Below are 26,961 nucleotides of genomic sequence, written 5' to 3'. Positions count from 1 at the left end.
GACGTCTGACCATTATTGTTAAAAAAATTTAAAACCCCTAAATACTATTAAACTGTTAACTAAAATCAGTAAGCGTTTACATAAATTGCAATTTATAAAAGGTAGCCTCTTCTCTCCTACCATACTTGAAAGCCTGAAATTGATACCACCTACAAATCAAATTGTAAGCGTTATCTAGGCGAAATGCAATATAAATTTTAAAAGATTTTTATATGTTAATATATTCCTAATTAATTGGTTTTTTTATGTAATTTAACCATAAAAAATAGCCCTAGCTATGAACTAGGACCATCCTTCTTTATAACATAACACCAACGATAATCGCTGATAAAAGACTTACTAATGTCGCACCGTATACAAGTCGTAATCCGAATGATGAAACAACGTTTGATTGATTTTCATCGATCCCTTTCGTTGCACCTGCAATAATTCCGATAGATGAGAAGTTTGCAAATGATACAAGGAATACCGAAAGAATACCAACTGTACGAGCTGATAAATCACCAGCTACTTTTCCTAGATCAAGCATCGCAACAAATTCGTTCGATACTAATTTCGTTGCCATGATTTGTCCCGCTGTTACCATTTCTGATTGCGGGATGCCCATTACGAATGCTAATGGAGAGAAAATATAACCTAAAATAGCTTGGAATGTAATACCGAACATTGAATCAAACAAGCTATTGATTGCTGTAATTAATGCTACGAACCCAAGTAACATTGCTGCTACCGTAATCGCAATCGTGAAACCAAGCATAATATATTCGCTTAACATTTCAAAGAATGACTGCTTTTTCTTATTTTCTAACTTCAGTGTATCTTCTTCTTCCGTAATATCGTACGGATTAATAATATGAATAATAATGAAACCACTAAATAAATTTAATACAAGTGCTGTTACTACATATTTCGGTTCGATCATTTTCATATAAGAACCAACGATTGACATTGATACTGTCGACATGGAAGATGCACATAATGTATATAAACGGTGTTTTGGGATTTTACTTAATTGATCTTTTACTGTAATAAATACTTCTGCTTGCCCAACAATGGCAGCTGCTACTGCATTATATGATTCTAGTTTTCCTAGACCATTTACTTTACTTAACAAAGTACCAATAGCGCGAATAAATATCGGTAAAATTTTAAAGTGTTGCAAAATTCCGATTAAAACGGCAAAGAATACGATTGGTAATAGTGCTGTTAAGAAGAATGAAACCTCTCCTTTATTAACAAGGCCACCAAATACGAAAACGATTCCAGCTTCCGCATATCCAAGAAGCGCGCCAAATCCATCTGAAATTCCTTTTACTAAAATATAACCAACTTGCGTATTTAATAAGAAATAAGATAGCGCTAGCTGAATAACAAGCATAATTGCGATTGGTTTATACTTAATCTTCTTTCGATCGGCACTTATAAGAAAACCGAGTACAAATACAACAAGTAATCCTACAAGAAACATAACAAACTTCATTAATAAAATCCTCCATTTAACTCTTCATTAACGTTGAACGTCTGACCACTCAAAATAAGAAATAATCCGAACTTTCCATTTCTCCTCCGAAAGCTTTAATCGGATAGAAAAGATCATAAAACCTCTTATTTCAAAGGCATTTTCCATTCTAACATAAATCACAACTCATATCCGCACTTTTCTTAAAAAAAATACATTTTATTATAAAGCATTCATTAATGTTCGTCTTTTGCATTATAAAGTGAAACTTTAATGAGCGAGAGTTTTACTTCACACAAATAGCTGAACCAATAAAAAATGAGCATCAAGTTTCACTTGATGCTCACCTCATTATACCGCTTTTTCTTTATCTGCTACTTGCTCTTCCCAGCACTCTGTATTTTTCAAGCCTGGAATAGAATTTGCGTAAAAGACTGGATCTTTTCCTTGTTTCTTTTGCTTAATATAATCTGATAACGCCGCGAAAGCGTACTTAGAAAGGAATACGATCGCCACTAAGTTAATAATAGCCATAATCCCCATGAATAAATCTGCTAAATCCCAAACGATTTGAATTGTTGCTACAGACCCTAACATAACCATACCAAGTACAGCAATGCGGTATGCATTTAATAGCACTTTACTTCCATTTAAGAACTCAATATTTGTTTCACCATAGTAGTAGTTACCTACTAATGAACTGAATGCAAATAAGAAGATTGCCACTGCTACAAATATAGAAGCCCATGGGCCGATATGTTGGCTTAACGCCTGCTGCGTTAATTGAATACCATTTAGATCAGCTGCATTATGCACATCTGATAATAAAATAATAAATGCTGTACAACTACAAATTAATAATGTATCTGTAAATACCCCTAAAGTTTGAATGAAACCTTGTTTAACTGGGTGCGTTACGTTTGCAGTCGCAGCTGCATTCGGCGCACTACCCATACCAGCTTCATTTGAGAATAATCCACGTTTTACCCCTAGTAAAATCGCAGCTCCTAATCCCCCGCCTACTACTTCTTTAATTCCGAAAGCATGTAAGAAAATTTCTTTAAATACATATGGAATTGCCGTAATGTTTGTTACAACAACGAATAATGCAACTGCTACATATATAATTGCCATTACTGGAACAATCATTTCAACCGCACGTGCAATTCGCTTAACCCCACCAAAAATAATGATTGCAAGTAAACCAGCCATAAACAGACCTACAAACTTACCATCTGTGTTAAATGCTCCATCAAAAGCCGCCGCTACTGTGTTTGACTGCACGGCATTGAAAATTAATCCGAAACTCACTGTTATTAAAACAGAGAAGACAACCCCTAGCCAGCGTTTTTTCAACCCTTTTTCCATATAATACGCTGGGCCACCACGGAATGCATTCCCATCTTTTACTTTATAAATTTGCGCTAATGTGCTCTCTACAAATGCAGAGGCACCCCCAATTACCGCGATTAACCACATCCAAAATACAGCACCTGGACCACCCGCTGAGATTGCAATAGCTACACCAGCTAAGTTACCAGTCCCTACACGAGAAGCTGTACTCATACAAAATGCTTGGAATGATGATACACCACTTTTTTCTTTTTGTGCTTTTCTTGTCTTTGAACTCGCCCCGTCCCCAAGTAGGCGAATCATTTCTCCGAAGTAACGAATTTGGACAAATTTCACACGAAACGAAAAGTAAAGTCCTAATCCAATTAACATCGCAATAATGATATATGACCAAAGGACATTATTCACATCCCCAATTACCTTAGCTAAAAAATCCATACTTGTATTGCCCCCTCTTCCTAACAATAAGAAAATTATATTCTAAAAACTTTTAGTAATCAAGAATTTTCGACAAAAACATGTTAGATTTTATAACATGGTAATGTCAACAATTATAACATACGCATTTATTATAGACATTATCTCAATCATCTTTTAGCCTTAATATCATTAATCACAACAAAAAAACGAGCATCGAATTCATCTCGATGCTCGTTTTTTTATTATACTGCTTTTTCTTTATCAGTTACCGCCGGCTTATCCCAACACTCTGTGTTCGTTAAACCAGGGATAGAATCTGCACTGAATACTGGATCTTTCCCTTGTTTCTTTTGTTTCACATAGTCCACTAATGCTGCATACGCGAATCGCCCAAGAAGTGTAATCGCAATTAAGTTTGTAATTACCATTAGACCCATAAATAAATCTGCCATATTCCATACAACTTGAAGCGTCGCAACAGAACCGAATAATACCATTCCCACTACCGCAATACGGTAAATTGTTAACCAAGTTTTACTTTGTTTAATGAATTCAATATTCGTTTCACCATAATAGTAGTTTCCTAGAAGTGAGCTGAAAGCAAATAGGAAGATAATAATCGCTAAGAAACTACTCGCCCATGGACCGATTTGTGAACTTAATGCATTTTGTGTTAATTCAATACCTTCTAAATTTGTTGCTTTATATGCACCAGAGCATAGTACGATAAATGCTGTTGATGTACATACTAAAAATGTATCTACTAATACTCCAATTGTTTGAATAAATCCTTGTTTAGCTGGATGTGTTACATCCGCTGTTGCAGCCGCATTCGGTGCACTACCCATACCTGCTTCATTCGCAAATAATCCGCGCTGAATACCAAACTTCATTGCAGCACCAATACCGCCACCTACAGCTGAATCTAAACCAAATGCACCTTTAAAGATTTCTGTGAAAACATCCGGTATTAAATAGAAGTTTTTAATAACAACGAAAACAGCTACTGCAATATAAATAATCGCCATCGGCGGAACAATCATTTCTGACATACGCGCAATACTTTTCACACCACCAAAAATAATAACCGCAACTAATACCGCTAATACGATTCCAACAACATAACGCTCAATACCAAATGCATTTTTAAATGCTAATGTAACTGTATTTGCTTGTACTGAGTTGAAAATTAAACCGTAACTAATTGTAATAAGGATAGAGAACCAAATTCCCATCCAACGTTTATTTAAACCTTTTTCCATATAATAAGCAGGACCACCACGGAAGCCACTGCCATCTTTTATTTTATAAATTTGCGCAAGCGTACTTTCTACGAAACTTGAAGACGCCCCGATAATCGCAATAACCCACATCCAAAATACTGCTCCAGGTCCTCCCATAGAAATAGCTAGTGCTACACCAGCTAAGTTCCCGATTCCGATACGAGCTGCTGAACTCATACAAAACGCTTGGAATGACGATACACTTCCCTTTTTACGTGTCTTTCCAGTTAAACCATCACTCATTAATCGAACCATTTCCCCTAAATGAGTAATTTGTACAAATTTTAATTTAATAGAAAAATAAAGCCCTAAACCAATTAACATTGCAATAAGAATATATGACCAAAGAATTGTATTCGTTGATGAAACGAATTGTTCTAACATATTCATACAATTATCCCCCTCCTTTTATCCATAAACCGAATTATATTCAAAAAATATTCAAAAATCAACATTTTTCGACACTTTACAACTTCCAAATATTAGGGTCCACAAGGCGGATTCAATGCTCTTTTATGACTTCACATTCACTAGCTGCGCATACTAAAACAAAAAATAATTTCATAAACAACGCCATTGACAAAAATACAAACCTGTAACTATAATGATTACAACAGGTTGTAACAAACCTAATTACACTAAATTTATTTATTTTTAGATATACACTTTAACAAAACACTTTGGAGGGATTTATTATGAAAATCGGAATTATCGGAGCAAGCGGAAAAGCAGGAAGTCGCATTTTAAAAGAAGCATTAGATCGTGGACATGAAGTAACTGCAATCGTAAGAAACGCTGCAAAAATTACAGAAGAAAATGTGAAAGTTTTAGAGAAAGATGTATTCGCTCTTACATCTAACGACCTACAAGTATTTGATGTAATTGTAAATGCATTTGGTGCTCCAGCAGGTCAAGAACACCTTCACGTAGATGCAGGAAACGTACTTATTGAAGCTGTGAAAGGTGCACCAAATACAAAATTACTTGTAGTTGGTGGAGCTGGTAGCTTATTTGTAGACGAAGAGAAAACAACACGTGTATTTGATACACCAGGTTTCCCAAATGAATACCTTGCAACTGCTCAAAACCAAGGTAAAAACTTAGAAATCTTGCAACAAATAAATGACATCACTTGGACATTTATCAGCCCTTCTGCACTATTCGCATTAGGAAAACGCACTGGCTCTTATACAGCCGGAAAAGACAACCTTCTTGTGAACTCAAAAGGTGATAGCTACGTAAGTTACGAAGACTTCGCAGTTGCAGCACTTGATGAAATCGAAAATCCAAAACATGTGAACGAACGCTTCACAGTTGTTTCTGAAGCTGAATAATAGAAAAAGCTCGTAAACATAATGTTTACGAGCTTTTTTTATCATCTGTTATATTGATTCGGTTTATGTGGTTCATTTGGTGTATAGGGTTTATTTGGTTTATTATCATGACCATTTGCTTTTTTCCAACTTACCGCTAACTCTGGGCTCGTTTTCTCTTCACTACGCTCAAGTAATACAACCGCATTTTGAATCGTTGGCGTTCCTTTATGTGCAATACCTTGTAATTTCGTTAAATTCCCCGATACTTTAAAGCTAAATCCACCAGCTGGTGTTTGTTTCGGAATTAAAATGCGGAATTTTTCTCCTACATTAAATTCAGTTTTTGCTTCGCCTTTTTCATTTACAAACTTCGCGCCTTGTGGTGCACCTGTAGCTTGTACTTTATACGTTCCACTTTTCGCGTTTGTTTCTACTGTATATAAACCTGTTTCAAAGAAATCATTTTTCAATACTGCTTCTTGTTCTTCTGTAGGAGTTACACTCATCGTAATTTCTTGTAACTCTTCACTCGCATTTGCTTTTGCAACTATATCTTTCGTTACTTTCTCTACGTTTTTATTACGGAAATCTAAATCGTTAATATCGATTTGTTTTAATGCATTCCATACTGCAAGCTGTGTTGCATAATGTGCTTCTCTCCAATCGGAAACACCTAATTCTTGCGGGCTCTTTTGTGGATATCCATTTAATAGTACACGGTACACGTTAACATCCACTTTTCCCATTTCCGGTAAATCTTGACCGCTTGGAGATTTCAAATCTACATTTAAGCAAAATGCAATTTTTCCATCTGCCGTTTTAATAAGCTCTGTTCGGATTGGTTTCTTCTTTGACTTACTATAACTCCAATCCATTTCATACTTTGTATGATCCATAACTTCTGCGAATGCTTTTTGAAGCGGGAATAACACAAATAAAACACTTAAAAAAACAGCTAAAAGTTTGAACGATTGCTTTATATTCATGTTTACAACCCCTTATGAAATAACAATTTACTAATAAGTAGTATTTAGTTAGAAAATTTTTTTATACATAAACACAACAAAAAAAAGAGTGCAAATGATTTGCACTCTTTTTCTCTACTTTAATCTTAGAAATCGAAGTTATCAGGATCTGGACCAACACGGTGATTTTCGTTTAAAGCATCGATTTTTTCCATATCTTCTTTCGTTAATTCAAAGTTGAATACATCAGCGTTTGCAATAATACGGTGTTCTTTCGTTGATTTTGGAATTGTAATCACTCCATTTTGTAAGTCCCAACGTAAGATAACTTGCGCTGTTGTTTTGCCGTGTTTATCAGCAATTTCTTGTAATGTTTCGTTATCTAATAATTGACCTTGCATAAGTGGTGACCATGCTTCCATTTGAATACCTTGCTCTTTACAGAAAGCTTGTAATTCTTTTTGCGTTAAACGAGGGTGGTATTCTACTTGGTTAATCATCGGTTTAATTTCTGCATCTTTCATTACATCTTGTAAGTGATGGATTTGGAAATTACTTACGCCAATTGCACGCACGCGTCCTTCTTTATAAAGTGTTTCTAGCGCTCTCCATGTATCTTTATATTTTCCTTCTACAGGCCAGTGAACAAGATATAGATCTAAATAATCTAGTTCTAATTTTTTTAAGCTCTCTTCGTATGCAGCAATTGTTTCTTCATATCCTTGATCTGCGTTCCATACTTTTGAAGTGATGAATAAATCTTCTCTTGAAATACCAGTTGCTTCGATACCTGCACGAATTCCTTCACCTACAGCTTTTTCATTTCCGTAAATCGCCGCTGTATCGATGCTGCGGTATCCTGCTTTAATCGCTGATTTTACAGCTTCTACAAGTTCTGGTCCTTCTTCTACTTTAAATACACCTAAACCGAACCAAGGCATTTCTACACCATTATTTAATACTGCTTTACTTTGTAAGTTTTTCATTTTATTTTCTCTCCTTTTATCCCGCATTAACGGGCAGTAAAATTCCCACTTCAAAACTCGGCTGAAGCAAAGACGTTAAGTGGGAAATAAACTGCCCGTAAACGTCCGATTGGTTCAACTAATAATCATTGGTGGAAGAACACCCCCACTGATTAAAGTTTCACTTTATTTTACTTGATCTCTTTTTTCTAATGTCATACTCCACGCTGTTAAAATAACAGCGCCTACTACCATAATGCCACCTACCCAAGCAGTATGGATTAATCCTAACGAATTCGTTACAAGGCCACCTATATAAGAACCTAGAGCAATCCCTGCATTAAATGCGGCAATGTTAATTGCTGAAGCAACATCAACCGCACTCGGAACAAAGCGCTCTGCCAATATAACTACATATACTTGTAGCCCCGGAACATTCATAAATGCGAATAGTCCCATGAAAATAATTGTGATTAACCCAGCTACTTTAAATGGCGCTGTAAATGTTAAAACAAATAATATAACCGCTTGAATAAAGAACATGTAAAATAGCGCTCGAATCGGATTATGATTCGATAATTTTCCGCCAACCATATTCCCTATCGCAATGGCGATTCCATACACTAATAAAATGATGGTAACGGTACTTGCTTCAAATCCTGTTACTTCTTGTAATAACGGTGATAAGTACGTAAATGTTACGAATGTTCCACCGTATCCTAGTGCAGTAATAATGAAAACCAGTAACAGTCTTCCATTTTTAATTAGTTTAAATTGATCACGAAACGATACAGGTACACCATTTTTTAAATTAGATGGGACCAGTATGCTGTTTGAAATAAAAGCAATAATTCCAATTACAACAATCGCCATAAATGACGCTCTCCAGCCAAATTGTTGACCGATAAATGTTCCAATTGGCACACCTGTAATAGTCGCAACTGTTAATCCAGTAAACATAATCGCAATGGCGCTAGCACGTTTATTCTCTGGTACGATTGCAGCTGCAATTGTAGATCCTATCGACATAAACACGCCATGTGCAAATGCAGATACAATCCTTGCGATAATTAATATAGTGAAGCTTGTTGCTACTGCCGCAATGCCATTACCAATAATGAAAATAACCATAATCCACATTAATAATGTCTTTCTCGACATACTAGCCGTTAACGCTGTTAAGACAGGAGCTCCTACCGCTGCCCCTAACGCATATAGGGAAACAGTTAAACCCGCTGTTGTCACCGAAACATTTAAATCTTTTGAAATGGATGGTAATAAACCGACACTAATAAACTCAGTTGTCCCAATTCCAAACGCACTAATTGCTAGTGCTAATAAAGCAAACATACTTCTTCGATTCGTCTGGACTTCGGAAGATGGTACTGTATATGAACTCAATTGAATTCCTCCTTATTACAAGAAATCCAATCATAATAGTGCGATAAAAAGGCCCTTTTATCTTCTAAAAAATATATTTAATCTCTACAAATGCTATTATGAATGGTTTCATTCTTTTTTTGAAGAACGCACTTTAAAGTACGATAGGCACTAAAAAGTAACATAGTCACTTTTTGGTACCGTACTACTCATTTGCTTCTCACATGTGCTATTATGAAACATATTTAACATGATAAAAAGTACGTACTTTAAAGTGCTATAGGTACTAAAAAGTAACATTTGTATGATTTAACTTATTTTACTCACAAAAGGAGGGTTTCATATGAAGAAATACAATATTCCTGTAGAGGCGACCTTAGAAGTTATCGGCGGCAAATGGAAGGTTGTTATTCTTTGTCACTTAACGAAAGGTACAAAGAGAACGAGTGAACTAAAACGTTCAATGCCTGGTATTACACAAAAAATGTTAACGCAGCAATTACGTGAATTAGAAGACGACGGCGTTATTCAAAGAAAAGTATACAATCAAGTCCCACCAAAAGTAGAATATTCTCTTACTGATTACGGTTGGTCTTTAGAATCGATTCTTGATTCTCTTTGTTCTTGGGGCGAATGCCATCTTGAAAAGGAAGGTAACACATCAATGCTAATTGCAGAAGGTGAATAATAGGAAAAAGGAAAAAACGAACATGAATTTGTTCATTTTTTCCTTTTTTTCTTATTATATATGTATATTTCTAACTGAAACAAAATATTTTATACGCTTTCATACCTTGTCAGTACTACGTTATACGCTCAATATCAAATAATTAGGAATCATTTTTATGTTAACATAGGTGTATATAGTATATAATATAGGATATATATTATATACACTTTCCGGTAACGGAGCTTTCCATTATGCGGACAAGCCATATATCGGACAGTTCATAAATAATAGGTAAGACGTTATGGTTTTAGATTTATGTTTGCAGCTTACTTGCTGTCATAAATTTAAAGGCATTTTATTGTGTTTTGTGAAACTTTGTATAAAGTTTCGTAACCGTTTACTATCTTACTTATAAAAAATAAGAGTATTGCTATCGTAAAGGAGAATTGGAGATGCCAGAAACTATGACTCAAACAAAGCCAAAACAAGAAACTGTACAAATTTCTGCTAGCCAAGGACAACTTGATGTACTTGATCAGTTGTTAAAACCTGAGGTACAAGAATCATTAACTACACTAGTAGAACAGCTTCCAAAATTAACTGAGCTTGTTAACATTTTAACTAAGTCTTATGACTTCGCTCAAACTGTTGCTACTGATGAAGTATTAAAAAGCGACACTGTTGGTGCAATCACAGAGCTTGTAGAACCTGTAAAAGATACAGTGAAAAGCATGGCTGCAACTGCAATCGAAGCGAAAGATCGTGCTGACGAAAGCAACGAAGTTATCGGCCTATTCGGTCTGTTAAAATTATTAAAAGACCCACAAGCACAAAAAATGTTCCGCTTTGTGAACGCATATCTTCAAATTAGTGCAGAACGTAACAATAAATAATTTAATTTATAACAACAATTAGTAAAGACGGGGGATATCATACTATGTCAAAACAAATTGTCATCTTAGGCGCTGGTTATGGCGGTCTTCTTGCCGCTTTAAACGTACGTAAATATTACAGTAAATCAGAAGCACAAGTTACAGTGATTAACCAATACCCAACACACCAAATCATCACTGAACTACACCGCCTTGCAGCTGGTAACGTAGCTGAGCAAGCAATTGCAATGCCACTTACAAAGCTTTTCAAAGGTAAAGATATCGATCTTAAAATTGCAACAGTTGAGTCATTCTCAGTTGATAGCAAAGAAATTAAACTAGCTGGCGGCACTACTTTATCTTACGATGCACTTGTAGTTGCTTTAGGAAGTAAAACTGCTTACTTCGGTATTCCAGGACTAGAAGAAAACAGCATGGTATTAAAATCTGCTGCTGATGCAAATAAAATCTACAAACACGTTGAAGACCGTATTCGTGAATACGCGAAAACGAAAAACGAAGCTGATGCTACAATCGTAATCGGTGGTGGCGGATTAACTGGCGTTGAGCTAGTTGGTGAGCTTGCTGACATTATGCCTAAACTTGCAAAAAGCCACGGCGTAAATCCAAAAGAAGTTAAACTTCTTCTTGTTGAAGCAGGTCCTAAAATCCTTCCAGTATTACCAGACCACTTAATCGAACGTGCAACTACTAGCCTAGAAGCACGCGGCGTTACATTCTTAACTGGTCTTCCTGTAACAAACGTTGCTGGCAATGAAATCGACTTAAAAGACGGTCAAAAACTTGTTGCTAACACATTCGTTTGGACGGGCGGCGTACAAGGTAACCCACTAATCGGTGAATCAGGTCTTGAAGTAAACCGTGGCCGTGCAACAGTTGATGCACACCTACAATCTACTTCTCACAAAGACGTATTCGTTGCTGGAGACAGCGCTGTTGTCTTTGCTGAAGACGGTCGTCCATACCCACCAACTGCACAGATCGCTTGGCAAATGGGTGAGTTAATTGGATACAACTTATACGCAGCACTAGAAGGCAAAGCATTCGAAGAGTTCGCACCTGTAAACTCTGGAACACTTGCTAGTCTAGGACGTAAAGATGCTGTTGCTACAATCGGAGCAAGCAATACTCCGCTTAAAGGCCTACCAGCATCATTAATGAAAGAAGCAAGTAACGTTCGTTACTTATCACACATTAAAGGTCTATTCAGCTTAGCTTACTAATCTGAATATAAGCCCGAATCATGCCCTGCATGGTTCGGGCTATTTTTATCCCGCTATTTGCGGGCTTGTAAAACTTCCACCTTAAAATCCAGTGAATACAGGGATGAAGTTGGAAGATTAACTGCCCGTAAAAGCCCGATTGGTTCAACTAATAATCAGTGGGGATGAACATCCCCCCACTGATTAAAGTTTCACTTTATCCGTAATTTTCTCTAACTTATTTATTCGGCAGAAGAATAATATAACCCTTTTAATTATCTAAATTTACTGATTATTTCATGTCCAAATTGTGTATACGAAAAGATGGAAGTATTCTTCCTACTCCCATCCTTTCACACAAACTATTCTCCTAACTTCACAAGGCTGTAGTTCTTCTTCCCTTTACGAATAATAATAAATCGTCCATCAAATGAATTTTCTACAGTTACATCCGTACCCACATCTGTTACTTTTTCACCATTCATAGATATAGCTCCATTATTAATGTCTTCACGTGCTTGTCTTCTAGATGGCTCAATTCCTAAATCAACTAGCCATTCCACGATGTTTTTCGTCTCTTTTGAAGACTCGAATGTTGGCATTTCTTTAAATCCTTGTTCAATTTCATCAGCTGTTAACGATTTAATATCTCCGCTAAATAACGCTGCTGTAATTTTCACAGCTTGCGAAAATGCATCTTCCCCATGAACGAATTTCGTCATTTCTTCCGCTAATACTTTTTGTGCTTCACGTTTATGCGGCTCTGTTTCTACCTTCACTGACAATTCATCAATACGCTCTTTCGTTAAGAACGTAAAGTATTTCAAGTATTTAACTACATCACGGTCATCTGTATTCACCCAGAACTGGTAAAATTCAAATGGTGTTGTTTTTTCGGGATCAAGCCAGACAGCGCCGCCTGCTGATTTACCAAACTTCGTACCGTCTGATTTCAATAATAACGGAATCGTTAATCCGAATACTCTCGCTTCATGCCCTTCTAACTTACGAATTAAATCTAAACCACTCGTAATATTTCCCCATTGGTCACTACCACCAATTTGCAGTTGAACATCTTCTTTCGTGTATAAGTGATGGAAGTCCATCGCTTGTAAAATTTGGTACGTAAATTCTGTGAAAGAAATTCCTGTGTCTAAACGACTTGCTACAATATCCTTCGCTAACATGCTATTTATACTAAAGTTTTTTCCGTAATCACGTAAAAACTCAATAATGTTTATTTCATGTGTCCAGTCGTAGTTATTTACCATCTTCACTTCGCTATTCCCGCCGAAATCAAATAGCTTTTTCATTTGTGCTGTTAACGCATCCACATTATGCTGGACTACTTCTAACGTTTGCAGTTGACGCTCTGATTGACGTCCACTCGGATCACCAATTGTTCCTGTTGCCCCGCCAATTAAAATAACAGGATGATGACCAGCTAATTGGAATCTCTTCATCATCATAAACGGAATCAAATGTCCGATATGCATACTATCACCAGTCGGATCCACTCCGCAGTATAGTGAAATCTTTTTCTCTTCTACTAGTTTACGTAAACCTTCTTCATCTGTCTGTTGATTCACAGCGCCGCGCCATTCTAATTCATCAATGATATTCATCTTTTGTCATCCCCTTTATTTTTTAAAAACAAAAAGCCCCTATGTCTACGATAGACATAGGGACGATTATTCACCGTGTTACCACCCAGTTTGCATAAATAGCATAGCTACTCATACCACTCTTAGCAATAATATCGATTGCTACTCCGCTTAGCGTTACCTAAGATACTCCAGAGTGTAATTCACAAGTTTGTTTGTGCTAGGTTCCAGCAACCCCTAGCTCTCTTTGATAACAGTGACAAACTGCTACTGGGCTCTTTCAACGTATATTATTTGTTAAATTATTAGCCATTATATTGAATTAAAAACAAAATGTCAACAATACCCAAATATTATTTCGAAATAATTCATACTTTATACGCTTTTTATTCAAAGATTATTGTAGATCTTCTCCAATAATCCTTACTTCTCGCTCTAATTTCACACCGAATTTTTCTTCAACAGTTTTTTGTACGAAATGAATTAAATCGATATAATCTTGTGCAGTTCCGTTATCAACATTCACCATAAATCCAGCGTGTTTTAAAGAAACTTCCACTCCGCCAATTCGCTTACCTTGCAGTCCTGATTCTTGAATAAGCTTACCTGCAAAATTATTTGGTGGACGCTTAAATACACTACCACATGAAGGATACTCTAACGGTTGTTTTGATTCACGCTTAAACGTTAAATCATCCATTTTTTCCTTAATCTCTTCACGTACACCTTCTTCAAGTTCAAACTTCGCTTCAAGAATAATATAATGATTATTCGCAAACACACTCTTACGATATCCAAATTCAAATTCGTCTTTCGTTAAAGTGCATAGCTCTCCATCACCTGTCATTACAACTGCTTCTGTTAATACATAAGCTACTTCACCGCCATATGCACCAGCATTCATATATAACGCTCCACCAACTGAACCTGGAATACCACAAGCAAACTCAAGTCCTGTTAGAGCATGTTCTAACGCAATTCGTGACACATCAATAATTGCTGCACCACACCCAGCTACAATCGTCGTTCCTGTCACAGTAACACCTGTAATATGAATTAAACTTACTGTAATCCCGCGAAGACCACCGTCTTTAATAATAACATTCGATCCGTTTCCTAAAAACGTAACTGGAATATTATATTGGTTAGCATACTTTATCACTTCTTGAATCTCATCATAATTAGTAGGCGCAACAAATACATCTGCTTTCCCACCCACTTTAATGTGCGTATGATTTTTTAGCATTTCATCTTTCTTTACATGACCTTCAGGCAATACCGTACTTAAATATTTATAAACCTCTTGCATATTCATTTTACGATTCCTCTATTTCTATAATCTTTTTATCCCGCTAGCAACGGGCCCATAATATCCCCACATAAAAAATACAATACAAATCCAAAGCTAAAGTGGTGGATACAGTGTACCTAAAATCAATTCGAGACACCTATAAACCTCTTAAATTATAAGAGGTGCCACTCATATTAAAATATATATCGCATAATAAAGCAACCCAAATGGACTACTAAACTCGACATGTAATCATATAGACAACAATTTGTAAAATATATAGGTTTTACAAAGTAATATCCTTCAATATCTTACTATACCACACGAAAATAAAGTGGTATTTTTTTGTAATCTTTACTTTATTTTCTTCAATAAAAAAGATGCTCTTACCTACGTAAGAGCATCCCTTTCATTTCCTCTTTAACTAATTTTATCTCGTCCACCTTCCCCCTCCCTTCACTTATTAGATAATCCGCGATACCTTTTATTCCATACAAAAGAGCACATCCAACAGAATGTGCCCTTTCTATACTTTTTAACTTATTTTTCGTTCTCTTCTTTTTCCTTATCAAACCATAACAGCTCATCATCATCAACTTCACCATTATAATTGATTAGAATCTCTTCTCCCGCTTTTATATCTTTGTAAGCAAAGAAGTTAAACATATGATTCTCAAAGACAATATCATACGTTGCATTCGGCTTATATGAATGATTAAATAACATGCCGTATCCTAAAAGGAATGCCGTATGATTTACCCCATACTCAAATGCGTAGTCAGCAAGTAACGTTTTCTCAATGTGCTCATGCTGTTCATTCGGATAAGAGATAACTGGTGCTGAGTGTATCAACTCACCCTTTTTAATATCACGAGTTGCAAATACACCTCTATTAAATTCTCCATCACTAAGTTCAGAAGTCTTAACTTCAATCATATGCGTCACCTATATATTTCTTTCTTCGAAGTATTTTTCTCCTTAAGCTTGGCAGAAAACGCGGAGAAAAGCAATTAAATTCCTACCAAGTATAAAAAGAGCACATTATTTGTGCTCTTTTTATGTGATATTATTTTCTAGAATATCTTATAACGACAACTTCACCCGTTAGAAGATATTCTATGAAGCCCCACGTATCAATTACTTCAACTTAAATACCGCACTAACTGGGTTATGATCACTGTTTTCAAACTTTAAGTCTTTCCCTTGTACATTTACAATTTCAACATTCGGCGAAACGATAAAGCCATCAATAATAGTGACAAAGTTTTCACCTTCCACATATTTCTTCACATCATCCCTTACCGTCATAACAGATGGATCTACAGCCCATTGGAATCCTCCATCTGCGAAGCCCTTCGGTAACTCTACTAGCCATTCAGGACGCTCTTTCACAAACTTAGGATCACTTAGTTGGACATTAGAAAGTAACTGGTTCCAATCTCCACCTAATATTACGTAATCACCGTTTTGATAACACTTGTTCATATATTCTTTTAAATACTCTGCTTGTTGCTTTCTAATTTTTCCGCCCTCATCATAAGCAGATAAATGTATGTTTACGAGCCTAACATACTTCCCATTATCAACAGGGATTTTATGTTCAACAATCGCACGATCTAAATCGAATAAACGCTTCGGCCAAGGCTCCATTCCGGGTAGTTGGAACCGCGTTGCTGTTTGAACTGTGTATTTAGAAAATGTACTTAATCCGCCCTCAGCATATCCCATCGGCTTTGTGACTGGGACAGGAACCCACTTAGTATCGTAGTTCTTCCCAAATGACGAAGCATAATCAGGTAATCCTTTTTTCAAAAACTCATGTTCATTTACATCAAATGATCGGTGGGATTTTATATCAACTTCTTGCAATAACGTAAAATCACTATTCTCATTTTGTAAAAATGAAAGCATCTTCTTTAAGTTTACTTCAGTCTGTTCTTTACTACTCGAACCAGAACCCTTTCCTCCGTCCATAAAGAAGTCTTGGTCTTTATCTAATCCAGCGTATCCAATATTAAATGTTGTAACTTTAAATTCATTTCCTGGCTGCAGTACACGCTCTTTATTGTTTTCAACCTTTACGTCTAAAACATTTGCTGGCTGTTCTTTTGTAAGTGTCATATAAGCTAAAAAGCCACCTAGAATACCAGCTATTATTAAAATAAAGATTAATACTATTTTTAAAAATTTCTTCAACACACATGACCCCTTTTTATTAAATAACGTTTTATTTATCTGTATTTTCAGTTAAATGAAGATAAATTAAAGACACAAGAAATATTTTACCATAAAGAAAACTTGTTATCATTATATTTAGCTAACAAATAATCGTTGTATCCCTCACTGCAATTATCTTGAAATTCAATCATAACATTTACGAAAGCAAGACTGGAATGTAATTACAACCCACAACAGAGAAATTACACCTTCAGAGAATATAACAGATCCTACTTTCTGAACTTTTCATTAACATATTTATTGGTAATCCAAAATAATATTTAGTACACTGTAAATAGAACTTATAGGCGATGGAGTTCGCCATAACTGCTATGTAGCTAATGACTCCTACCAGTACAACTACTGGTAGGAGTCTATTTTTTTTGAGTAAACTATTAGAGAGGTGAAGAAATTGAAATATATTATTGTTGGCATAGCCGGTATATTAGGAGCTCTTTCCCGTTATTATTTAGGTTTTACTATCGATACGCTTTGGCATCATTCATTACCACTTGCTACATTAACAATTAACTTAATTGGCTGTTTCTTACTCGCTTTGTTGACCACCTATATCGCCCGGTTAAACATCTTATCTTCCGAAGTTATTACAGGGATTGGAACAGGGTTTATCGGTTCATTTACGACGTTTTCAACATTTAGCGTCGAAACTGTAAAACTAATCAATCATTCTGAGCTAGGTATCGCCTTTTTATATGTATTATGCAGCATGTTAGGTGGTCTAATTATGTCTGGGCTTGGCTATAAACTTGGAGATTTTTTACTACAAAAACACCTTGAGGAAGGTGAACTATCATGATTAATGCTTTATTAGTAGCAACAGGAGGGTTCTTCGGTGCTATTACACGATTTGCAATTAGTAATTGGTTTAAAGAAAGAAATAAAACTTCATTTCCAATTGCTACATTTCTCATTAATATAACAGGAGCATTTTTACTCGGATATATAATTGGCAAAGGGATAACTACAAGTTGGCAACTATTATTAGGCACTGGATTCATGGGTGCCTTTACTACATTCTCAACGTTTAAATTAGAATCCATTCAGCTTTTCAACCGTAAAAACTATCGCGTACTACTTCTATATTTAAGCACTACTTATATAATCGGTATCACATTCGCATTCCTTGGGATGAAGTTAGGCGGAATATAAAAAAGAAAGCGACTCTTATCGGTCGCTTTCTTTCATAAAAAGTATGTTGCCCCATATGGAATTGAAAATAAACCAGCTGGATACACATTATAATGTACGATTTGCATCGGAGGCTGTGTATACGGCATATACTGACTCTGCATCATTTGCTCTACCTGCGCTTGTTGTTGCATCTGAATAGCCTGATGCACTGCCTGAATTGTCCCCTGTGCCCCGGCCAATGTAATAGCCGGCCCTACTTGTCTTTCAGTGTAAAAATAATGGTTCATCATTATTCAGCTCACTTTTTATACAGAATGAATTCCTCTTACATGTTATGTTCACATACAATGCAAGTGTTTTAAATTTACATAAAACATGTTTTTAGCCCAACCCATACATCAAACACCTTCATAGAGTATATAAATGCCCACAAATATATGAAAAGGAGTGAGAATATGAGTTTCTACGAACAACAGCCTTTTACTCAAGATAACTATTATCGAGATCAACATTGGCATCCCCAAAATCCACTAAAACACCAAACAATCGCTATAATTGGTCCTGCTGTTTCTCACGGATTACGTGAAGCTGCTCATCTCGGCTATCAACACGCATTAACCGAAGCTGTCGCTATCGGCTACTTACTTGGAAGAGGTTACGATTATAACACCGCTTGGAAAACCGTTGAATCTTGGTGGAGACCACCAGGATCCCCGCTTCCTACTCCATACTAAAGTGAAAAGACCGTAAATATACGGTCTTTTCACTTTAGCATGCTTTCTTTTTTTGAAGCATCGAGAAAATAGCCATGAACAAAATCGCAATAATTCCAGTAAAAACAAATAAATAAGCTAATGGAATTAAGAAAAATGGTTCCACTAAAGTTCCATCCGGCTTCACTTCCGAACCAATTATATTAAACATAATTATACATAACACTCCTAAAAATATCGGACTAGCCGCTAATAAATATTTGTTTTTCATAATATATTCTCCTTCAATTTCATAATTAATTTTTTGTATTCCTTTTCACTATTCTTACTACCATCATAATAAATCCAACAACATTACAAGTCAACAATTATTTATTGTTTTACAATAAATAATTGTTGTTTAAAATAAAAAAGAGACTATAGACAATCATCGTCTATAGCCTCTTCACTCCATTATTTCACTCTAAAATATTCTTTTTGGAACATACACATTCTTATCGCATTATGGTAGTTACCATCAACGAAAAACTCGTCTAAAAGCTCACCTTCCACCATAAATCCAACTTTTTTATAAACATGTACAGCCTTTTCATTCTCTTTATCAACAACTAAGTAAAGTTTATGCATATTTAATACTGAAAAAGCGTAATCCATCGCTAAACGCGTCGCTTCCGCTGCATAACCATGTCCTTGATAATTCGGATCAATAATAATTTGGAATTCAGTTCTTCGATGAATATAATCGATTTCCACTAACTCGACTAATCCAACCATCTCATTATCTTTCTCCAGGATAAAACGGCGTTCACTTTGATCATGTATATGTTTATCATATAAATCCTGTAGTTCTACAAAAGCCTCATAGGGCTCTTCAAACCAATAAGACATAATATGTGCGTTATTATTAAGTTCGTGTACAAACTTTAAATCTTCCCGTTCTAAAGGACGCAACTTTAATTCCTGACTCATTTCTATAACCTCCAAGTAAAATAACCTCTTCACTTAATTTCTCAATTTTTTTCGATTTCAAACGCCCTATTTACATTGTAAACTTTCAAGTAACTTGAAGGTCAAGATGAAAAAGTAGTGCAAACTTATGTCTGCACTACTACTCTTTTCTCAAATCTCTCATATTTGATATGTATAAAGCAATAACTAAAACAAGAATGGATCCTGCATATAATAACGTCTCCATCGGTTCCTCATGAGATACAATAATCAGTCGAATTAAAGCCGTAATCCCTATATAAATAAAATAGCGTAACGGAAAATGGTAGTTCGATTTAAAATACTTAATAATTAATGCGATGAACTCAAAGTATAAGAAGTAGACAATGATACTTTCAACTAATTTATAAGATGTATACTTCTTCGCCGAAAATATGTATTGAATAAACGTGATTGTCTCATTAATTAAAAAGATAGATAAAACAATGGACAATATAATTAGCGCTATATTTAATATCCACTGCAAAACACTAGCTATAACATGATCGATATTAAATGACTTCATTTTCTCTTTAGACTCTCCTTCGTATAAGTACTTATTTATTATAGCAAAATTATCATTGGAAAGAAGTTAAATCATATATTCGTCCTTTGTTTTCCCCTGTGTAGGGGATATTCATTGTTTGGAGGAGTCTTTTAACCGCAGAGCTAGATTGCATATTAAGAAAGTCCCTCAATTTGCTATTAGTAGTTATCATGTCAATCAGAAGTGTGTAATCTTGTAAAGCACGTAAATGAGCATGTTTAGACGTACTATTACAGTTTGAGCAACGCCATCCCTGTTTTTCTTTTAACATTGCCATTGTAAAACATTCCTCACACTGTACTCCCCTGAGCAATTCCTCTTTTTTAATTTTATATTGTGCAAGAATATTTTGTCGCTGTGGAAAGTTCTCATTCATAATTTGATTTATAAGTCCTTTTGTATTACCAATTGCTTCTTCTTTATATTGATTTTCAATTTGTTTGATTCTATTAGGTAAATTTGCACCGTGGATAATTTTACTAGGAAGTATTTCATCTGAAGTTTTAATAATTGTACGAGGTGAACTAATTACAACGAGGGATTCAATCGAGATATTATATAAACCATGCAAACTCAGCCATTTTCTCAACTGCACCTCTTGCCGCTTCAGTTGTAAAATCGGATCTGGGAAACCTTCTTCCGAAGTACCATCTGCTATTCGAATGAGCTGATTAAACTTTGCATCAAAGATTAATGTACCAATAATATTTTTTATTTCAAGAAAAAGAAGAAAACGTGAGGAAACTATGAGGGTATCAATTTGGAAATAATGTTTCTGATCAAACAACCTAATATCATGTAAAATACTGTATTCTGTTTCAGATAAGAAACTAAGCGGATATTCAATCGCCTGCTCTCCTTTATAACCAGCCATAAATTTTGCTAGATTTTCAGCCACCATATTCCTTTTGGGATGATGGGTAGGCAATCTTCTAAGGAGAGCGTCTAACTGGAGCAAATATACGGGCATTTTCCTCTCTTTCACAATCATTTTTATTCCCCCTCCAAAATATATCAACGATTTTTCAAATATATCGGCATAACTCCAAATATATCAGCGATTTTCGAAATATATCGACTTACCGACAAAAAACGACACACACATCAAAAGCCTATACACAGTATAGCATCACATCAAAAATCGCACTGTACTCATAATGTTAATCCCCCCATTTGATTATGGCATTTTCAAAATGAAAGAGTAACATTCACCGCATGTAAAATTCCTTTTTATAAATATGAAAAAATTTTAGGAATTAGTTTATCTTTTTTTAATGATTTATTTAGAGGGAGTTTATACTCGGCTATTAACATAATAAACGTAGTAACTACTTTCAGAAAGACAAACTATTACTATAATCGCAAACCGTACTACTTAAATTCATAAAATGAGGAGACGATACAAAATGAACAAAAAAACGAAAGCACTATCATCCATACTGCTCGGATTCACATTAGCATTAACAGGTTGCGCTGATACTAAAGCCGAAGAAAATCATAGTAAACAAAAACAAGAACAAACTGCTAAAGAGACAAAAAAGGAAAATAAGTTAACTAAAGGGCAAAAAATGGCTAACATTCTTAGCGAGACAAATTGGCAAGGTACAAGAGTGTATGACAAAGATAAGAATGACTTAACAAAAGAAAATGCAAACTTCATTGGTCTGGCAAAATATGATGCGAAGTCAGGAAGATATGAATTTTTTGATGCGAAGACAGGTTCAAGTCGTGGCGATAAAGGAACTTTCTTTGTCACAAATGATGGGAAGAAGAGAATATTAATTTCAGAATCAATGAAGTATCAAGCTGTTGTTGACATGACAAAGCTAAATAAAAATGTATTTACGTATAAACGAATGGGGAAAGATGCTAACGGTAAAGATGTAGAAGTTTTCGTTGAACATGTTCCATATAAAGAAAAAGAACTTTCTTTCACGGATCCGGACAAGCAATTGAACTCTACTACAGGCGATATCGTTAAAAACGTTGACGGAGATAAAATTTTAGGTGGAACCCTTTGGCATGGAACAAAGGTATTAGATGAGGCTGGTAATGATGTAACACAATTTAATTCGAATTTTATAAGTCTAGCAAAATTCGATGACAAGTCTAATAAATATGAGTTCTTCAATAGTGAAACAGGTCAAAGCCGCGGTGACTATGGCTACTTCGATGTTTTACATGAAAATAAAATAAGAGCTCATGTATCGATTGGTAATAACAAATATGGTGCCGCTCTTGAACTTACCGAACTGAATAATAATAAATTTACGTATAAAAGAACTGGTAAAGACCAAGCTGGTAAGGACATAACGATATTTGTTGAACATGAACCTTATAAAGGTGATGTTAAACCACAATTTAGTTTTTAATAAAGTTTGATTAAAAATCCTGTACTGAGCTGCAGGATTTTTCTTATTAAGCAAGAGGACGAAAAGAAAACAGATATACCAGACACAGAAATTAAATCTTATGAAGAAGTACAGAAAAGCTTATTTACCTGCAAAAACAAAAGAAAATTTAGGTGTAAAATAAATTTCTAAAAGTAAAAGGATCATCAATTAATTGATGATCCTTTTACTTTCCTTAGTGATAAAGTGTTAAATCATACTTCCTTCCTTTACTCTCACCGGTATATAGCACTTCCAATACTTGAAGTAACCTTTTCACGATTGAGCTTGATTGCACATTCAGAAGCTCTTCCAACTCACTATTATTAATCGCCTTTTCAATAAGACGTGTTTAATCTTGTAAAATACACTTATGTGCATAGTTAGAAACACTATTACAACTTGAACACTGCCATCCTTTTTTCACCTTAACCGATGAATGTTTTTTCGTGCATAATAAAAAAAATAAAAAATTCCTGTCACAAAACTCGTTATTCCGGGTTCTCTATAATACAGGCATCAAATGAGAGTGAGGTTTTAACTGACATGTTAAAAATAAAAAAGGAAGAAAGGCCTGTTTCGGATGTGACATTTGAAGATTTGTTTAAACAAAACTATGTTTACGTTGTGAAACAGATCGTATGGATTGTCAAAAATCAGACTATCGCTGAAGAATTAGCCCAAGAAGTATTTTTACAGCTATATCGCAACGATTGGAAGAGAATTGAACACTTACCTGGATGGCTAATAAAATCTTCTACTTATGTAGCGTATAAATATCTACGATCTGAAAAACGACATCAGGCGAGAGTAGATAAAACCATACAATATCATGAAGTACAGCATATTTCATCATTAGATGATGACTGGATTAGACAAGAAGAAATTACAAAGGTACAAATGGTACTCAGTAACATGGATGAACGGGATCGAACCATTTTATTAATGAGGTTTTCTGACTTTCAATATAAGGAAATTGCCGAAGTGCTTCAAATTGACATATCTTCTATTGGAACATTATTAGTCCGAGCCAAACAAAAGTTTCGTAAGATTTATAAACAGTTAGAGGAGGCGTAATAAATGAATTGTTATGATGTGGGATTTATTCAAGCATATATGGATGGGGAATTACCTTATGAGACAAGAAAAGAATTCACAAAACATTTAGATACGTGTAACGCATGCCAAGACTTATTACTAGAAATTAGTAAATTAAATCAATGGGAAAATGTCATGTTAGAGGAAGAAATAGTACATTCATCAAAGGAAATCAAAATTGATGTAGACCAAGCGTGGAAAGCATTTGAAAATCGCGCAAAATTAGAAGATGTTTCTTATATCAATCAAAAACCTGAACAGAAGAAGGGATTATTTACAAATATGAATAAAAAATCAAAACGTTTCATGTATATAGCAGTAGCGGTAGCAGGGCTTTTTTCAACAGCCATGATTCCACAAGTTCGAGTGGCAGCTACAGATGTTGCCTCTTATTTTTCCAATGCAATTTCAAATGATACGATTATTGATGAAGGAAGAGACGTTACAAAAGGGCAATTTATTCCTCTTGATGAAAAGATTACAGATCAAGGTGTTACAGTACATCTGAAAGAATTATATGTAGCGGATGCACGTATATCCGTTCATTACAAAATTGAAAAAGAAAATGGAAATGTAGTACCGTTTGAATTTGATACAACGGGGTTACAACTTGAAGATGACGGCAAAGTAAATGGTCAACAAGAAAAAAACCCAGAATATAAGGAAAATGGGTACTTCGGACAATTAGCATTTATTCAAGGAGCAAACGGTGGACCATTAGAACTAAAAGCATCCGGTGAAGAATTAAAGCATATAGGTATTCGTTTTAAGGATAGACCAGAAGGTGTCATTACATTTATCGAAGGTCCTGAAGGGAAAGATTCTTTCAAACAACCACTTACATTAGATGTAAATATAAGCAGGATTGGAAAATTATCTGGTTCTTGGAAAGGTCAAATTCAAATTGATCCTACCAAATTGAAAAAATAAAGTAAATTTAAATGAAAAAAAGAATAGAACGATGTATATCCAATACCATGCTTATATTCTTCCTTGTGTTACTTACATTTATTTCATACATGATTTCTACTCTATCATTTTTAATTTCATAAACATAAAAAGGTAGTATAGAAAGTAGCCGGTTCCTTAACATACAGGGAATCGGCTACTTTTTGTCCAAACGCACAATTTTCTTTTTTCGTATGGTGCCCCTACATGCAAAACTTACATAAAATCTAGATGAACTCCAAATAAACTCCAGATACTTGTTTTATGCTAAATGTAATCTTAAACAAGGAGGTAATGGAAAATGTTTAAAACATTATTAGCAGGAACACTTTTAAGTACAGGATTATTAGCGGGTGGTGCAGTAGATACAGAAGATATGAAAACGAACAAACTAGAATCGAATGAAAAAATAGAATGGAGACAAACAAATAAAAGTGAAAAAGAATCTGCAAAAAAGATGGACAAAGGTACAAAAATTGATCAAAATCAACCAATGTCAGTTACAACAAGTGTAGATGGAACAACAACTTCTTCGCCAATCCATAATTCACCTGAAGACGCAGTGCCAGCAATTCCTAACGAAGAAGCGAAATCTAACCATAATCAAACCTTTGAAATGCCTGAGGACACTAAATCAAAACCTGCACATGATTCTTCTAAATAAGCTATAAAATGAAATAGGATCATACCGTCAGATAAGTAATAATAGAATCCCTGTTGCATACAGCACAGGGGTTTTGATGTTAAAAAAGTTCCCTTCACTAGTCAAAAGCAAATAATGAAAAAAGAAAAATCAGATGTGAAATAATCAATAATTATTAAAAACAAATAAAAGGAGTATCTCTTATTTAATAAGAGATACTCCTTTTATTTTTGGAACCATGTCTTTCCCACAAGCAAAAAGAACCATAAACTTGCAGAAAGTTTATTTTAACTTCCCTATTGATAGGTTAACACGGTAATTCCCGTACTTTAATAATCGTCCTAGAAAGTTATCTAATTCTTCATTGGAAGCAAAATGTGTTTTTAATAAATAACATCCATCACCACTTATACGATGTACTTCAGAAATCCCTTCTTCTCCTTGAAAGAAATTCATAAACTCTTGATGATTAGCTGTTGTTACGAACAAAGTAACAAATGCAGTCACTACTTGTCCTAATTTGATTCGGTTTATTGCGATTGTATATTGTTCAATAATTCCTAAATCCTCTAATCTCCGAATTCGATTTCCTACAGCCTGCCCCGTCATATGTATTTTCTGACCAAGTTCTTTCCATTGTATTCTTGAGTTTTCTCCTAATAATTTTAGTATCTCAAAATCCGTTTGATCAATGATATAAACCAATCCTTTCACCGTGAAAGTAGAAAGCCAGAAAGTGTTTCGCCAGCTTATTCTGCTTATCGATACAATTCACTATACTTAGTTTATCCTCTTACATCACATTATTTATCAGTTATATTCACCTATAACATAGAGGACGCAACAAAAAAATACATCTAGATTTAAAGGAGGTTACAAATATGTTATTACAAGAAATCCTATCGTTCAATGAACAATTTGTAGAAAATGAGGAATACGCTCCTTGTGAAGCGACAAAAATGCCTAAAAAACGTATGGTTGTTGTTTCTTGCATGGATGCTCGTTTAATTGAGCTACTTCCAAAAGCTTTAGATATACACGATGGTGATGCAAAAGTTATCAGAAATGCAGGTGGTAAAATTGCTTCTGCTTTTGATAGTGTTATGCAAAGTGTTGTAGCATCAGTATATGATCTAAATGCAGATGAAATCTATCTTATCGGACACCATAGATGTGGTGCAAGCCAAACTAATCCAAAAGGAACACTTCAAAAAATATTAGATCGCGGAGTAGCTTCACCAGAAATTTTATCAGCAATTGAATATGCTGGTGTTGACCTTGAAAAATGGTTATTTGGATTCGATGATGTCTGCGATTCAACTCAAGCTAATGTTGATTTAGTAAGAAATCATCCACTTATTCCAAAAGATGTTCCTGTACATGGTTTAGTTATTGATCCTCACACAGGTAAATTAGATTTAGTAGTTGATGGATATAAAACATTACATGGTATGAAAAATTAATT

At 35.0% G+C, this 26,961-nt stretch carries 28 protein-coding genes, 1 riboswitch and 1 other annotated feature; of the genes, 12 read left to right on the top strand and 16 right to left on the bottom strand.

Annotated features, from left to right (window positions below):
* Nucleotides 1-298 precede the first annotated feature (298 nt).
* From ACP6L7_RS30500 to ACP6L7_RS30490, 3 genes are all read right to left on the bottom strand, one after another.
* Nucleotides 299-1,480, bottom strand: a complete 1,182-nt coding sequence (locus tag ACP6L7_RS30500) for a NupC/NupG family nucleoside CNT transporter (RefSeq protein WP_097832137.1) — start codon at nt 1,478-1,480, stop codon at nt 299-301.
* A 330-nt stretch (nt 1,481-1,810) separates the two neighbouring features.
* Nucleotides 1,811-3,250, bottom strand: a complete 1,440-nt coding sequence (locus ACP6L7_RS30495) for an alanine/glycine:cation symporter family protein (protein ID WP_097832136.1) — start codon at nt 3,248-3,250, stop codon at nt 1,811-1,813.
* Nucleotides 3,251-3,474: 224 nt separating this feature from the next.
* Nucleotides 3,475-4,905, bottom strand: coding sequence for an alanine/glycine:cation symporter family protein (locus ACP6L7_RS30490; protein ID WP_430529622.1), 1,431 nt, complete (start codon nt 4,903-4,905; stop codon nt 3,475-3,477).
* Between the two features lie 305 nt (nt 4,906-5,210).
* On the opposite strand from ACP6L7_RS30490, the gene ACP6L7_RS30485 reads away from it, so the two are divergent.
* Nucleotides 5,211-5,849 (top strand): NAD(P)-dependent oxidoreductase, encoded by a 639-nt coding sequence (locus ACP6L7_RS30485; protein WP_430529621.1) that lies wholly within the window; start codon nt 5,211-5,213, stop codon nt 5,847-5,849.
* Nucleotides 5,850-5,890: 41 nt separating this feature from the next.
* Here the strand turns inward: ACP6L7_RS30485 and ACP6L7_RS30480 are convergent, their stop codons facing one another.
* The 3 genes from ACP6L7_RS30480 to ACP6L7_RS30470 form a co-directional block, all read right to left on the bottom strand.
* Entirely contained in the window at nt 5,891-6,817 is a 927-nt protein-coding gene (locus ACP6L7_RS30480; RefSeq protein ID WP_097832133.1) for a thioester domain-containing protein, read from the bottom strand.
* Between the two features lie 125 nt (nt 6,818-6,942).
* On the bottom strand, nt 6,943-7,782 hold the full coding sequence (locus tag ACP6L7_RS30475; RefSeq protein WP_098774723.1) for an aldo/keto reductase: 840 nt from the start codon (nt 7,780-7,782) through the stop codon (nt 6,943-6,945).
* A gap of 165 nt (nt 7,783-7,947) precedes the next feature.
* The gene (locus ACP6L7_RS30470) at nt 7,948-9,111 is read right to left on the bottom strand and encodes an MFS transporter (RefSeq protein WP_170960993.1); all 1,164 of its coding nucleotides are present in this window, start codon (nt 9,109-9,111) and stop codon (nt 7,948-7,950) included.
* A gap of 373 nt (nt 9,112-9,484) precedes the next feature.
* On the opposite strand from ACP6L7_RS30470, the gene ACP6L7_RS30465 reads away from it, so the two are divergent.
* The 3 genes from ACP6L7_RS30465 (at nt 9,485) to ACP6L7_RS30455 (ending at nt 11,927) form a co-directional block, all read left to right on the top strand.
* Nucleotides 9,485-9,829 carry a winged helix-turn-helix transcriptional regulator gene (locus ACP6L7_RS30465; RefSeq protein ID WP_000760481.1) on the top strand — a complete coding sequence of 115 codons (345 nt, stop codon included), beginning with the start codon at nt 9,485-9,487 and terminating at the stop codon, nt 9,827-9,829.
* Between the two features lie 434 nt (nt 9,830-10,263).
* Complete coding sequence (locus ACP6L7_RS30460; protein WP_430529620.1) at nt 10,264-10,704, top strand: DUF1641 domain-containing protein; 441 nt, start codon at nt 10,264-10,266, stop codon at nt 10,702-10,704.
* 44 nt (nt 10,705-10,748) lie between these two features.
* Nucleotides 10,749-11,927: an NAD(P)/FAD-dependent oxidoreductase gene (locus ACP6L7_RS30455; protein ID WP_000043193.1), complete on the top strand. Its 1,179-nt coding sequence runs from the start codon at nt 10,749-10,751 to the stop codon at nt 11,925-11,927.
* 341 nt (nt 11,928-12,268) lie between these two features.
* Here the strand turns inward: ACP6L7_RS30455 and tyrS are convergent, their stop codons facing one another.
* The 4 genes from tyrS to ACP6L7_RS30435 all read right to left on the bottom strand — a co-directional run bounded on the left by tyrS (nt 12,269) and on the right by ACP6L7_RS30435 (nt 16,997).
* Nucleotides 12,269-13,531 (bottom strand): tyrosine--tRNA ligase, encoded by a 1,263-nt coding sequence (tyrS, locus tag ACP6L7_RS30450; protein WP_097832312.1) that lies wholly within the window; start codon nt 13,529-13,531, stop codon nt 12,269-12,271.
* A gap of 55 nt (nt 13,532-13,586) precedes the next feature.
* Nucleotides 13,587-13,803: a binding site (T-box leader), on the bottom strand.
* Nucleotides 13,804-13,907: 104 nt separating this feature from the next.
* On the bottom strand, nt 13,908-14,825 hold the full coding sequence (gene murB, locus ACP6L7_RS30445) for a UDP-N-acetylmuramate dehydrogenase (RefSeq protein WP_097832313.1): 918 nt from the start codon (nt 14,823-14,825) through the stop codon (nt 13,908-13,910).
* 516 nt (nt 14,826-15,341) lie between these two features.
* On the bottom strand, nt 15,342-15,737 hold the full coding sequence (locus ACP6L7_RS30440; protein WP_000573655.1) for an SET domain-containing protein: 396 nt from the start codon (nt 15,735-15,737) through the stop codon (nt 15,342-15,344).
* 201 nt (nt 15,738-15,938) lie between these two features.
* Nucleotides 15,939-16,997, bottom strand: a complete 1,059-nt coding sequence (locus ACP6L7_RS30435; RefSeq protein WP_071770819.1) for an endonuclease/exonuclease/phosphatase family protein — start codon at nt 16,995-16,997, stop codon at nt 15,939-15,941.
* Between the two features lie 319 nt (nt 16,998-17,316).
* Nucleotides 17,317-17,376, top strand: a riboswitch (Fluoride riboswitch).
* Between the two features lie 54 nt (nt 17,377-17,430).
* Here ACP6L7_RS30435 and crcB (ACP6L7_RS30430) point away from each other — a divergent pair.
* Nucleotides 17,431-17,835 carry a fluoride efflux transporter CrcB gene (gene crcB, locus ACP6L7_RS30430; RefSeq protein ID WP_141533268.1) on the top strand — a complete coding sequence of 135 codons (405 nt, stop codon included), beginning with the start codon at nt 17,431-17,433 and terminating at the stop codon, nt 17,833-17,835.
* A complete protein-coding gene (gene crcB, locus ACP6L7_RS30425; RefSeq protein WP_097832316.1) occupies nt 17,832-18,188 on the top strand; it encodes a fluoride efflux transporter CrcB in 357 nt (118 codons plus the stop codon). The genes crcB (ACP6L7_RS30430) and crcB (ACP6L7_RS30425) overlap by 4 nt, the downstream gene beginning before the upstream one ends.
* 32 nt (nt 18,189-18,220) lie before the next feature.
* Here the strand turns inward: crcB (ACP6L7_RS30425) and ACP6L7_RS30420 are convergent, their stop codons facing one another.
* A complete protein-coding gene (locus ACP6L7_RS30420) occupies nt 18,221-18,460 on the bottom strand; it encodes a DUF3947 family protein (protein WP_097832317.1) in 240 nt (79 codons plus the stop codon).
* 165 nt (nt 18,461-18,625) lie between these two features.
* On the opposite strand from ACP6L7_RS30420, the gene ACP6L7_RS30415 reads away from it, so the two are divergent.
* Nucleotides 18,626-18,904 carry a hypothetical protein gene (locus ACP6L7_RS30415; RefSeq protein ID WP_002144954.1) on the top strand — a complete coding sequence of 93 codons (279 nt, stop codon included), beginning with the start codon at nt 18,626-18,628 and terminating at the stop codon, nt 18,902-18,904.
* Nucleotides 18,905-18,938: 34 nt separating this feature from the next.
* Here the strand turns inward: ACP6L7_RS30415 and ACP6L7_RS30410 are convergent, their stop codons facing one another.
* From ACP6L7_RS30410 to ACP6L7_RS30395, 4 genes are all read right to left on the bottom strand, one after another.
* A complete protein-coding gene (locus ACP6L7_RS30410) occupies nt 18,939-19,154 on the bottom strand; it encodes a DUF3955 domain-containing protein (protein ID WP_097832318.1) in 216 nt (71 codons plus the stop codon).
* A gap of 182 nt (nt 19,155-19,336) precedes the next feature.
* Nucleotides 19,337-19,852, bottom strand: coding sequence for a spermidine N1-acetyltransferase (gene speG, locus ACP6L7_RS30405; protein WP_097832319.1), 516 nt, complete (start codon nt 19,850-19,852; stop codon nt 19,337-19,339).
* Between the two features lie 139 nt (nt 19,853-19,991).
* Entirely contained in the window at nt 19,992-20,396 is a 405-nt protein-coding gene (gene psiE / locus ACP6L7_RS30400) for a phosphate-starvation-inducible protein PsiE (RefSeq protein WP_097832320.1), read from the bottom strand.
* A gap of 52 nt (nt 20,397-20,448) precedes the next feature.
* Nucleotides 20,449-21,408, bottom strand: a complete 960-nt coding sequence (locus ACP6L7_RS30395) for a nuclease-related domain-containing protein (RefSeq protein ID WP_097832321.1) — start codon at nt 21,406-21,408, stop codon at nt 20,449-20,451.
* 415 nt (nt 21,409-21,823) lie between these two features.
* Between ACP6L7_RS30395 and ACP6L7_RS30390 the strand changes: the two genes are divergently transcribed.
* From ACP6L7_RS30390 to ACP6L7_RS30375, 4 genes are all read left to right on the top strand, one after another.
* Nucleotides 21,824-22,789: a DUF4822 domain-containing protein gene (locus ACP6L7_RS30390; protein WP_097832322.1), complete on the top strand. Its 966-nt coding sequence runs from the start codon at nt 21,824-21,826 to the stop codon at nt 22,787-22,789.
* Nucleotides 22,790-23,353: 564 nt separating this feature from the next.
* Nucleotides 23,354-23,884, top strand: a complete 531-nt coding sequence (locus ACP6L7_RS30385; RefSeq protein ID WP_097832323.1) for an RNA polymerase sigma factor SigX — start codon at nt 23,354-23,356, stop codon at nt 23,882-23,884.
* Between the two features lie 3 nt (nt 23,885-23,887).
* The gene (locus ACP6L7_RS30380) at nt 23,888-24,835 is read left to right on the top strand and encodes a DUF4179 domain-containing protein (RefSeq protein ID WP_097832324.1); all 948 of its coding nucleotides are present in this window, start codon (nt 23,888-23,890) and stop codon (nt 24,833-24,835) included.
* Nucleotides 24,836-25,154: 319 nt separating this feature from the next.
* Nucleotides 25,155-25,517: a hypothetical protein gene (locus ACP6L7_RS30375; RefSeq protein WP_430529619.1), complete on the top strand. Its 363-nt coding sequence runs from the start codon at nt 25,155-25,157 to the stop codon at nt 25,515-25,517.
* A gap of 261 nt (nt 25,518-25,778) precedes the next feature.
* Here the strand turns inward: ACP6L7_RS30375 and ACP6L7_RS30370 are convergent, their stop codons facing one another.
* Nucleotides 25,779-26,210, bottom strand: coding sequence for an Lrp/AsnC family transcriptional regulator (locus ACP6L7_RS30370; RefSeq protein WP_002039967.1), 432 nt, complete (start codon nt 26,208-26,210; stop codon nt 25,779-25,781).
* A 167-nt stretch (nt 26,211-26,377) separates the two neighbouring features.
* Here ACP6L7_RS30370 and ACP6L7_RS30365 point away from each other — a divergent pair, with 167 nt between their 5' ends.
* Nucleotides 26,378-26,959 (top strand): beta-class carbonic anhydrase, encoded by a 582-nt coding sequence (locus tag ACP6L7_RS30365; RefSeq protein WP_098888405.1) that lies wholly within the window; start codon nt 26,378-26,380, stop codon nt 26,957-26,959.
* Nucleotides 26,960-26,961: the final 2 nt, after the last annotated feature.

It is taken from the genome of Bacillus silvicola, assembly GCF_050524305.1.
GTDB lineage: Bacteria > Bacillota > Bacilli > Bacillales > Bacillaceae_G > Bacillus_A > Bacillus_A cereus_AT.
Note: the sequence above shows the minus strand (reverse complement) of the source record. Positions and strands in the feature narration are given on the sequence as shown.